Consider the following 9,826-nt stretch of genomic DNA (forward strand, 5'->3'; position numbering starts at 1 on the left):
AGCCGTTGCCGAGCGGTAAGACCGGCTTCCTCTACGGCATCTGTGAAGTCGATCAGAAGGTTGCTTGCATCATAATCACCCCGGCTGAACCGCATTTCCCGCAGCTTGTGTACGTTAGCCAGCAAGGCGTATATCCCACGTTCTTTGTCTAGCGGATACGTTTCATCTATCTTTTTTTGCTTTCCGGAAAAGTCAATCTTGCAAGTTCCCACCCTCGCATCTCCTCTCTTTTAACGATTTAACCGCCCATTCGATCTGTTCATAAAGCGAACCAATCCTGCCGTTATTTGTGATATCGAAATCAACCGCGAAATGGCCTATATGACATTCAATTTCGTGGTTTAATTCAGCTACGCTGAACTCATCCCCCAAGGCTTCATCCGAGCAAGCCGGTTTATCATCCGTTGAACGTACCCTTACGATAGTAAAACCGTCTTTCAAAAGGGCCACGTACTCATTTGGCTGTCGGAGATCAGAAATCACGATAGAGTCCAGTGGTTCTGTTTCCATTGCGATTTGCCGTAGCATATAGGTCACCCATATCTCCGGGTCTGTTTGCTCTTAGGGCTTGTCCGATCCCCTGGTACAGCGAACGGGGTTCGTACCGCTGTTTTCTACATGGGGGGTACAGCAGATAGGTCACCGCCCGAACTCCATCACCAAAGGCTAACCTCTTAAATCCGTACTTCTCAACAAGATAGGCACCGATTACATCCTTGCCACTTCGCATTCGCCCGGTTAAAGCGATCTTTACCCCGTGCGTTTTTTCGCCACCCTCGCCCGGTCGAATTGCATCCAACTCAGCAAGAGATCATACCGCCGTTCGAGCCACATCCGCATTTAGATGACTTCTGCGTCAGGGCGTTCACAACTTTCACCACTTCTTCTTCCAGTTGATCGAGTACATCCCGGTAATCAATCACGTTCCCCATTTACTCGCCCCCCTTTTCAATGCCGTCCAGGTGTAATCCGAAGCGGAGAGTTCATAGCACAGCTTCCCACCCCAGTGGATTAAAGGTAGCGGATTGCTACCTTTTTTAATGGATTGCAGTTCTTTCATTATTAGTACCGTGAATACTGGACCTAATGTTTGCCAACCGTTTACCCAGATGACCGACGCCTTCTGTTTCAGATAACCTTCTAGCTGATCAGCTTTGAAGCGAAAATTTGTAACAAATAAAAAGGGCGAGGATTATCCCACCCTCGCCCTGGCAATTTCCACGTAATCTGCGTCTCGTTCAATTAAGATAAATCGACTGCCTCCCTCCGTGCCGATACCCCGGTTGAACCGCTCCCGGCAACCGGGGTCTAGCACGCTCCCATCCGGCGAGATGTCCTGCAAGCTGCGATGTAGCGGCTAAGATTACCCGTAACATCTTAAATGCTCGTGCTTTTCTGGGATCATTCATGAAAATTTGAAGAGCGTAAAATCGGTAGTTGAACGAAATCTTGTTGATAGTAGGCAGACTTGAATTTATCAATTTCCGCCGTCCGAACCATTTCCAGGTAAAGTTGACCTACCAACCGCAATTCCTGGGCTTTATCGCTCATTCTGCTGTAAAGTAATAACAAATCGTCTTCTAACCGGTGAACCATCGCAACGATTTCCATATACTCCTTGATCACCCGTTGAGACTCATAATGTCTTGCCTCATCCAATTCCGGTATCCATCTTCGCAGTTTCTTTAATCGCTTCTCGTTCACAGCGTTTATTTGATGTTCGAAATCCTCAATTGCTTGGGATAGTTTTTCCATCTCTCGTTGCGTTCCAGCGATTTCAGCTTGTGCCGATCCGATTCGTATAAGTTCATCGTATTTCCGTTGTAACTCTTTGAAACGAATTATCGCCTCATGCTTATCCAGCCTAATCGCTTCTTCTTCGAACTGAAACCGCATCACATCATCCTGGAAATCTTGAATCATCTTTTTAAGTATCAGATGTACATCCCCCTTCACATCAAAGTTATAAAATATCGACCCATTGGTCCGTTGGATTCCTGTTCGAGCACTGTCCACAGCCGTCTCTTGATTTTTCTTCATATTAAGTGTGTTATCGTTGACCGTTGATCTTGCTGTGTAGGACGAGAATCTCGCGAATGGTATCCTCACTGATCGCCAGTGCAGTACGGATATGCTGTTCAACTTCCGGTAAGAGTCGCTTCTCTTCCCGTTCTATGGAAGATACCAGCGAGGTACTGATGCCGGATCTCCGGGCCAGTTGACCTTGCGTAAGACCCAGATGATTTCGAATAATGCGAATAGACTCGGGAGTTAACGCAACCATTAACAAAAACTCCTTTCGATGGCATTTTCTAACTGTATTTGCAAATGAAATAAAGCCAGTCGGAAAGTGACTGACTCCTCTTTTCTCCCTCTATACTGTTTAGCCCGGAGATAAATTTACAAGTGCAATTACACAGAGATGTAATGGATTTTATTCGTACGGCTTTCCTTTGTGACAGATTTCTGTTGAATTCCGGCCGGACAATTACCGGTTTTTCACCATGAACCCACTATTACATATAGTTCGATAAATCGGTATGATAGGAATTATCGTCTCCTCTGGGCAAGACTGATTCCCTGTGGACTTCGGTTAGTGCCACACTTCATTTTTGACGCATGCAATAGTGTATTTATCCCGAGCGTAAGGTAAATACCATCTTGCTTTGGTACTGTTCTTACAGTAAAAAAGCGATATTACGGTTATTAAAGTTTGCTCGCGATTAGCTCTATTTCCTGGTAAAAAAGTTGTGGCCGTATCTACAGTTTTTTATGTCTACCGGGGCCGCGTATGCGGACCAAGGCCGAAGCGTAGCGAAGGCCTTCATGCCTCCTGGTTTCCTTGGTCTCCTGTTTCCACTATCTCCATCCCTACTATATAACCGGGATTATATTTTTTGGGATAATAGAAGGCCGACTTCCTGTGAAGGGGCTGAAACCATTGATCTTATGCGATTTTTCGGGGGGTATAAACGAAAACTACAGACACATCTGCGTCCATATAGAGACACGGTGGCGTCCATTTTTATGAGGTGAAATATGATGATTAATCGAAAAAAGCCAGACTATGATGCTAAAACTACCCAACCGAATCTCTCTGTTGCAACTGGGTTCAAAAATGAAACAGGTTCTCCAATTGATGTCTTGTTTCAACTGAAACCCGGTGAAATGATTCGGAAACAGAACAAGATGCCAGAAGGGTTGAAAAGTAAAGAAGATTTTACCGTCGTGTATAGTGAACAGATGAAATTGTTGCTGGCCGACCAGAGCAGTCCACTGACAGAAGCTGAACGAGCCTTTCTATTTACGGTATTGCCATTTCTCACTTACGATGGGCATATTGTCATCGAGCAGAAGCCCGGATGTCCAGTTCGCCTTAATGTAGAACGTGCCGGTAATCTCATGGGTTGGCAACCGTCGAAGACTAAGCAAGTGTTGTCCCGTCTTGAACAGAAGCAGGTTATTTATAAGGATAAGGATGGCATAACAAAGTACATCAACCTTAATCCCCGGTATTTCTTTCGGGGAAGAGCCGGAAAACGCACGAAAGCGATTAAACTGTTTTACTCCCGATTTGAAAAAACGGGATAATATTTCCGGAGTTCGTAACGGAGTAACTAAGATGTGTAAGGGTGCGACTTAAATCAAAAACCCTTCACACTTCGTTAATTTGCCCATAGAGCCTTTACGTTGCCCTGTGTGGCGATAGAATTGTGTGTTTGAACAACTAATTACAGGGCGTATGCTTCGTTGAACGTACGCCAACGTGGGGATTTACTGGAACATCTTATGAGTTTCCATAAGATTATTTTAATGATTCCGTGTTTCCGAACTTCGGGGTTGCAAACCAACTAGCAACTCTGTGGGATCTTGCTCAGACTATATTAATCCTATATACCGGTTTATGAGTAAACGAAGCTATTACCGTCGGTATTTCCTACACTAATATAGCTTTATTACGGGACCAAACCGTTGTCAATGAAAAGGTTCTGGGAAAACAATAAAAATTCTTCCTTCATCGGAAAAAGCCTTCACGTTTCCCTGTATGGCGAGAGTACCAGCAGGTAGGGGATACATATTAACTCTATTATTTCTGTTGAACGTGTGCCCACGTGCAGGGCGACAGCGGAAGGAGTAAGTCAAGACTCGGAAGAAAGAGTCAGTTTACAGTTTTATCTGATAAAAACGTTCTGACGATACCATAGAATATAAAAAGATGCCGTAGTATTTTCCGACACCATAGTTTTATACAATATTAATGACCCTCTGATTTTCTGAGAGTCATTAAGTTATGCAAGGCCCTTTTCATATCCACTCCAATTCCCCTACCGCACGTTCCAAGTCATCAGAACCGGGCCGGGTATAAATAATCGTTGTAGATATAAAGGGATCGCCGTTGGCCTTCTGGTGCCCCATTAGCCGAGCAATGACATCCAGCGGTACCTTATGAGTAGCCAGCTGATGACCGAAGGTATGCAGCTATGGCAGTTCAGGTGGGCTATTCCGGTCAACTCTTTATATTTCTCAACGATAACCTGAGCCGCTCGGGTAGTCATCTTGGGAGACCGGTTCGTGAAGAAAAGATAATCGTTAGCTAGCCGGGGATATTCCGCTAAGTACAAGGCCAGCACCTTTCGCACATCGTTGTTTAACGGGATTTCCCGGTACTTCCCGCCCTTACCGTTGCGGACGGTTATCTGTCCTTTTCGGTCAGTTATTTGAGTGTCGGAAATTCTGACAGTCACTATTTCATTTACTCGTAAACCGGTATGTAAAAAACGGTTATCAAGGCGAGATCCCGCAGGTTCCCCCGTTGACGTACGGTGCGAATGAGCAAGTTCTGTTCATTCCGGGTAAGCCACTTGGGGTTTTGAGCCGGGGTGGGCACGTTTTCGACGTCTACGGCAGGATTATCCGGGATGTCGCCTCGTTTGACGTAAAAATCGAAAATTACCCGGAGTTGTAACAGGGTTAACGCAATGGTACGGGGTTTGTAAGTATTTCCAGCCCACCTTTTGAAACATGATATGTCCGATTGAAGCATCAGACCGAGCCCGGAGACCCCCCGGTGGGGGTGGGGTGGGGGTCCATCATTTGATGCAGCTGTAATTGCCGTGTGCTTCGCATCGAACCAGCGTTTGAACCGTCCCCATGTAGCTGCGTACTGTTTGATGGTGAGTGGGCTTTTCCCCCGCCGTTCAAGGTCTGCAAGGAAGTCTGCGATCATAGCTTCGTCCAACCCTTCTGAATATACGATCAAATATTTATGGGATAATGGGGCCTGAAACGTGGTTTCATGGCTACAGTATAGCTCTTTTGATCGCATATAGTAGAGAAGAATGATCAAACAAAAAAAGAAAAGCAGCCGTCCCAGATTTGGGGATAACTGCTTTAGAAAATGGATTCCCATGGGCATATTCAATTTACACAAGAATAAACCTGTCCAACAAGAGTTAGTTGGATCATTCCCCCAACATCCGTTTTAGTTCTGCAATCTCATCCGCCAGGGATTCATTATTCCGGGTATCTTCCACCGTTGCCGAAACCTCTTTAACGTCCGTCAGCTTACCACGATTCTTTAACAAGAGTTCTAGGGCCTTTAGCTGAGTCTTTTCATTATCAGCCCGCACAAGGCCACGTAGCCGCACGTACGCTTCCGTAAGGAAATCTTCCATCACCATATCGGCAAGATAATTCTGATAGGCCAGGAATTCGGGGTCTTGCTTCCAGCGGTAAATAGTCCGGGCACTAACCCCTACCTGTTCTGCGATCTCCGCAATGGTCAATCTACCGTCCAATTCGTTGCCCACAAAAAGTTCCGCCGCCTTCGCCTGCTCAGGGGCCACAGCGAATACCGGTCGTTTTCTTACTGCCATCCTATGATCACCTCCCTCCAGGACTTTATAGTTTTACCTTCTACACAACAGCATGAAAAAAGACCGCTTTTTCAGCGGCCCGGTCAGTGTCATATGTCCGTAAATATCCGTTCATTATGTCAGCCTACAGTTCGACTACAGAAAGCCACAGGTATCCAACAGCTGCGTTGACAGTAGCCATTTCACGTTTTTCGGGAGTCGCATTGGATTACCTTTATCTCACTCGCAAACAATACAGGTCAATGCCAAAGGCTTACAAGTTGGGGGCTTGGTTCCCTTACGGTATATAACGGTATATATACCGTATATAACAGTTAATATACAGTTATATAACCCTTATCTTTGTATATACGGGATGCATATACCCAATTCATTTCGTATAAGGGTGTTATGCAGTTCTGCATGTATAGAGAATGGTAACTGTTATACCTTGGATCTCGTTATCCTTGTATGATTACCGGGATCTTCTCTTATATTGAAACAGGAGACGCCCGCCAACGCCGCCCTCTCGCCCGCCTCACCCAGCTGCTACACGGCTGGGTTGGGAACGTTGCGGGTTGTGTGCCGACGTGTGCCTCGCAGGCATTATCTGAATGGAATTATATTGGCAATGGATTTTATGGGCACACGTGGCGAAACAGGCATGGCTGTGGCGATTTCTCCCTCAGAAGGACTATGCCGACAAAGTATCAATGGAATAATAAAGTACGGCAAATCAAATACGAGGCTATTAGAGCTAACAGCAAATAAATTATAAATCCACTACTATTCGACTCAACAAAATTAGTGGGTTCATCATTAGCGTCAGTGATTACACAATCATTACACGTGTAAGTGTATTGATCATTTCATGTTTTGCACCATTTTTCTCGATGATCTTCCGGAACCATACCTACCTCCTATTTTATTGTCCACTCAATCTTCGCTGCCACCTCACAAGTAAATCAGATCGACATCGCTGGGCTTTAAGGTCTTTCGTACTTGCCCTCATTTTACCCTCAATAAGAAGGCGACTCGCTGCAATATAGAAATCACTGCGTGTCGCCATCTACATTTTTGATCCGTCATTTATCATCAATATCTTTAACGAATTCCAGTAACTCTTCCGTGATTGCTAACCCTTGTACAATGAAAAGCAGCTTTTCTAAACGTATTATTGTAGGCTCTTCCTTATCGTTAGCAATTCTTACAAAGGCATCCAACGTAGCGGATCTCGGCAACATTCCATGTATAGTTTTAATACATTGGGAAACCCACTTTTCGAACGGTAAAATTAGAGTTATTACTTTGTCGGGCATTGGTTGAAGTAAATTACGCTTGAGTTCCTCACCTATATCGGCGAGAACTCGAAAAGAAATAAAACTATCCTTGTATTGAGAACAACCCTTTCTAGAACAACTAACTGCCTTTCGAGTGATAGTTCTCACCTCCAGGGATTTGTTATAGTTCTTTTCTGTTACTATAACAGAATTTGCCTTGTTACGACAAGAGACTTAGGTCCTAAGAGTCTGAATTTTCCGTTTCTTGTCGCGAGCTACTAAATGCAAGTGGATTATGCCACGTCTACCAACCGCTTTTTAGCCAAAACGACGTATTGCTCCTCAACATCAAACGCTAAAAACCTTCGCCCCATCTGTTTTACTGCCACGCAGTCCCCACCGCTACCACAGAACGGTACAAGCACAACATCACCCGGCTGCGATGATTTCTCAATAATCATCTCGGCCAGTTTTACCGGCTTTTGCGTGGGATGGATGTAGGTTACTGCCGGGTCGCGAGGCACAGCCCATACGTCTGAAATTCGCTTTCCATTTAAGAGATGTCGACCTTTCACAGCGAAGATGAGAAACTCATGAGCAGGACTGTAGGCTCCTCGAAGATCACCCATTCCCCCACCGTTCTTTTGCCAGACGATGCAGTTCTTGATGGTGAAGTGACGGGAGATTCGGTGATACCACTCGGCATAGACGTCCCAGCGGGTGTAGCAGTATAGGGCACCACCGTCTTTCAGAACCCGATAAGCGTCGGCCAACCAATCGGCCATGATGATGTTGTCGTTTTGGATTGCGGTGAACTTTCGCTTGCGACTGCCACTCCGGTAATTGATGCCGTATGGTGGGTCGGCGATGATGAGGTCGATACCGTTGTTGGGGAGTAGTTTGAGGCCGACGTTGATGTCCATGTTATAGATGCGGTCAACTGATAATTCGCCGATGTTTGATGTCATTGGCCACCATCCTTGTAAAAAATAAAAAAAGCAGGTTCAGGCAATAGGCCTAAAACTGCTTTCATGTAAGGCGTAATTATTTTCCTCGAGGAATATTAACGACCGGGATGTAGATGACGATCTTTTTTACACTCTGCTCTGATGTTAAGTTAATCTTCACTTTTGAACGGTCAATTTGAATGTGTTTGGCGATGACTTGTATCATGTCTTCTGTAAGTGACTTGACCATTTGAGGAGTGACCTCTGCGTCTTTATCATCAATGACGAGAATTAACTGATTCGATTCACCGGACAAATCGGTACTCTTAATAAAGTTATTCATTGGATCTTCTCTCTTTCGTTACCGTCAGTAACATTCATTACTTCTAGAAAATCTTCAACGGTATAGTTTTGGCCCTCAACTTCAAGCAGTTGTCGTGCCTCTGCACCAGTTTCGGTTAACCTGATTTTTTCTATGAGCATTTGAACAGAGAGTTTGTTCTGCTCCTTTATGTCAAACATCAGACCACCCGCCTTCCGATAGTATTGACATTTTATTACATGATTCGACAAAATAGCTCATATTCCTGCTTATTCAAGAGTCTAGAGTCCCATGTTTAGTTTTAGAAATTGGGACCAAGGTCATTGGCCACCGTCCTTAAAAAAAGTAAAAGCAATCCAACCACGATGGGCTGAACTGCCTGTCTATTCAATAGGTGGGCTGTGGGTGGTGGGTACAATTTGAATATTATATCGAATGATGTTTAGTCTATACCTTTATGTTGTTCTTAATTAGTAATCTTACGATAACATGTATCGTAGAAAGATAAACATAAAAAATCCAACTCAGCCATATTGGTTTGTCATAGTCGTTTTTTTGCTTGTTATTATGATGTCGAATAGCAAAGTTATTAGCAATATTAAAAAGATCACTTTCATCATTCGACAATAATAATCCCTTCATTTTGGGCCTTAAATATTCAAGTATATCAGCTAACTCTCTAACCGCGTCTCTACGATCTTGTATAGACGAACGATGCCTTCTAAATTTTAGTATCGCTTGTTCTAATCTGGAGTCTACATTTTCTTTATCAAAAGTGGGTATCTCGGCTTTAAGTAAATGTTGTAGTCCACTATCGCCTAATGCTAGAATTTCTCCGTCTACCGATAATTCGTATCCTTCTTGATAATCTTGCAAAATATCGTTAATCTGGGCTCGAAACTCGTTTTGTCCTGCCTTTTTCTCAAAAGTATCATAATGCCAACCACAATCACTCCAACTGTGATAACGCCCTTCAAGAGGTTTGGAGACTAAATCGTACAACAACTCAATAACATCAAAAAGGTCATCTTCAGTGTAGTTTTTGTGTCCCTCATCAATCGGCCATAAATTTGGTTTACGTAGAACTCTAAAGAAATACATTTCTATGTCTGCACCTAGTGTTCCATGAACATCCCCTAAGTTGTAAGCGGTAAACTAAAAGGGACGATTTTTGGCCATTAAAAATGGACGTTTTTCGGACACTTGCCTTGGATGTTTTGATACAATAGGCGGGTTGCCAATAAGATCTGCAAGCGAATCATGCCTGAAGAAATAACGTAAACGCAGGCCAACCTGAGCGTAGCAGAAGAAGCGGCACCTATTGTATACAGCATCATAAGGAGGCAATTGGCCCACATTGACGGAGTGGAAAATGTACACAAAGATTCACCATCAGAAAGACCAAGGACTGAAGCCGACCCA

13 protein-coding genes and 1 pseudogene are annotated in these 9,826 nt (G+C 44.2%); 1 reads left to right on the forward strand and 13 read right to left on the reverse strand.

Annotated features, from left to right (window positions below; all coding sequences use genetic code 11):
- From H1S01_RS19015 to H1S01_RS19030, 5 genes and pseudogenes are all read right to left on the reverse strand, one after another.
- A pseudogene (locus tag H1S01_RS19015) lies at window positions 1–212 on the reverse strand (sigma factor-like helix-turn-helix DNA-binding protein); the annotation flags it as partial.
- Window positions 193–537 (reverse strand): hypothetical protein, encoded by a 345-nt coding sequence (locus H1S01_RS19020; protein ID WP_188041973.1) that lies wholly within the window; start codon window positions 535–537, stop codon window positions 193–195. The pseudogene H1S01_RS19015 and the gene H1S01_RS19020, both read right to left, overlap by 20 nt.
- A gap of 263 nt (window positions 538–800) precedes the next feature.
- The gene (locus tag H1S01_RS22115) at window positions 801–932 is read right to left on the reverse strand and encodes a hypothetical protein (protein ID WP_279287044.1); all 132 of its coding nucleotides are present in this window, start codon (window positions 930–932) and stop codon (window positions 801–803) included.
- Between the two features lie 469 nt (window positions 933–1,401).
- On the reverse strand, window positions 1,402–2,040 hold the full coding sequence (locus tag H1S01_RS19025) for a hypothetical protein (RefSeq protein WP_188041974.1): 639 nt from the start codon (window positions 2,038–2,040) through the stop codon (window positions 1,402–1,404).
- A gap of 10 nt (window positions 2,041–2,050) precedes the next feature.
- A complete protein-coding gene (locus H1S01_RS19030; protein WP_188041975.1) occupies window positions 2,051–2,284 on the reverse strand; it encodes a helix-turn-helix domain-containing protein in 234 nt (77 codons plus the stop codon).
- Window positions 2,285–3,042: 758 nt separating this feature from the next.
- On the opposite strand from H1S01_RS19030, the gene H1S01_RS19035 reads away from it, so the two are divergent.
- Complete coding sequence (locus tag H1S01_RS19035) at window positions 3,043–3,591, forward strand: hypothetical protein (protein ID WP_188041976.1); 549 nt, start codon at window positions 3,043–3,045, stop codon at window positions 3,589–3,591.
- Between the two features lie 824 nt (window positions 3,592–4,415).
- On the opposite strand, the gene H1S01_RS19040 is transcribed toward H1S01_RS19035, so the two are convergent.
- The 8 genes from H1S01_RS19040 to H1S01_RS21220 all read right to left on the reverse strand — a co-directional run.
- Window positions 4,416–4,745, reverse strand: coding sequence for a tyrosine-type recombinase/integrase (locus tag H1S01_RS19040; RefSeq protein ID WP_188041977.1), 330 nt, complete (start codon window positions 4,743–4,745; stop codon window positions 4,416–4,418).
- Between the two features lie 8 nt (window positions 4,746–4,753).
- Complete coding sequence (locus H1S01_RS19045) at window positions 4,754–5,227, reverse strand: site-specific integrase (RefSeq protein WP_188041978.1); 474 nt, start codon at window positions 5,225–5,227, stop codon at window positions 4,754–4,756.
- A 235-nt stretch (window positions 5,228–5,462) separates the two neighbouring features.
- On the reverse strand, window positions 5,463–5,876 hold the full coding sequence (locus H1S01_RS19050) for a phBC6A51 family helix-turn-helix protein (protein ID WP_188041979.1): 414 nt from the start codon (window positions 5,874–5,876) through the stop codon (window positions 5,463–5,465).
- A 1,552-nt stretch (window positions 5,877–7,428) separates the two neighbouring features.
- A complete protein-coding gene (locus H1S01_RS19055; RefSeq protein ID WP_188041980.1) occupies window positions 7,429–8,103 on the reverse strand; it encodes a DNA-methyltransferase in 675 nt (224 codons plus the stop codon).
- 76 nt (window positions 8,104–8,179) lie between these two features.
- The gene (locus H1S01_RS19060) at window positions 8,180–8,425 is read right to left on the reverse strand and encodes a cell division topological specificity factor MinE (RefSeq protein WP_188041981.1); all 246 of its coding nucleotides are present in this window, start codon (window positions 8,423–8,425) and stop codon (window positions 8,180–8,182) included.
- Window positions 8,422–8,604 (reverse strand): hypothetical protein, encoded by a 183-nt coding sequence (locus tag H1S01_RS19065; RefSeq protein ID WP_188041982.1) that lies wholly within the window; start codon window positions 8,602–8,604, stop codon window positions 8,422–8,424. The genes H1S01_RS19060 and H1S01_RS19065 overlap by 4 nt, the downstream gene beginning before the upstream one ends.
- A 247-nt stretch (window positions 8,605–8,851) precedes the next feature.
- The gene (locus H1S01_RS19070; RefSeq protein ID WP_188041983.1) at window positions 8,852–9,505 is read right to left on the reverse strand and encodes a hypothetical protein; all 654 of its coding nucleotides are present in this window, start codon (window positions 9,503–9,505) and stop codon (window positions 8,852–8,854) included.
- A gap of 77 nt (window positions 9,506–9,582) precedes the next feature.
- A partial coding sequence (locus tag H1S01_RS21220) for a hypothetical protein (protein WP_207732421.1) occupies window positions 9,583–9,826 on the reverse strand: 244 nt, incomplete at its 5' end.

Origin of the sequence: Heliobacterium chlorum, from assembly GCF_014502795.1 — a bacterium.
Taxonomy (GTDB): domain Bacteria; phylum Bacillota; class Desulfitobacteriia; order Heliobacteriales; family Heliobacteriaceae; genus Heliobacterium; species Heliobacterium chlorum.